The organism is Photobacterium aphoticum (assembly GCF_001029435.1).
GTDB lineage: Bacteria > Pseudomonadota > Gammaproteobacteria > Enterobacterales > Vibrionaceae > Photobacterium > Photobacterium aphoticum.
On the sequence record NZ_LDOV01000117.1, the window covers coordinates 1 to 325 of the forward strand.

Sequence of the window (325 nt, forward strand, 5' to 3'; positions counted from 1 at the left end):
TGAAGATACGTTGGCCATGATCAGTTCTATGCCAACGCGAGAAACATCACGTGGACAATCTCTATTAAAAATTGGTGATTTGGACTTAGGTAAAGTCCAATGGATTGTTTCGAACCGGGTAGGAATGCCTTGGTATGAACACATGTCCTTAAACCCTTATTTATTCTTTCTCTTTGCGCTGTGCCAGCTTGGGGTGTTTTGGTATGTTCATCGATACTACGAAATGCGCCGTGACCGTCAGATTGCTGCGTTAAGAGAAATACCAGCGTCACCTGGTGAGACGATTTCCGATGTCCGTTTGAGGAACATTCAAAAAATCATATCC

The 325-nt window shown here is 43.4% G+C and carries 1 protein-coding gene; it reads left to right on the top strand.

What is annotated here, in order from left to right; all coding sequences use genetic code 11:
• Positions 1 to 16: 16 nt before the first annotated feature.
• Positions 17 to 325, top strand: a 309-nt coding sequence (locus tag ABT58_RS24335; protein ID WP_205625345.1) for a hypothetical protein, incomplete at its 3' end; no start/stop codon positions are given.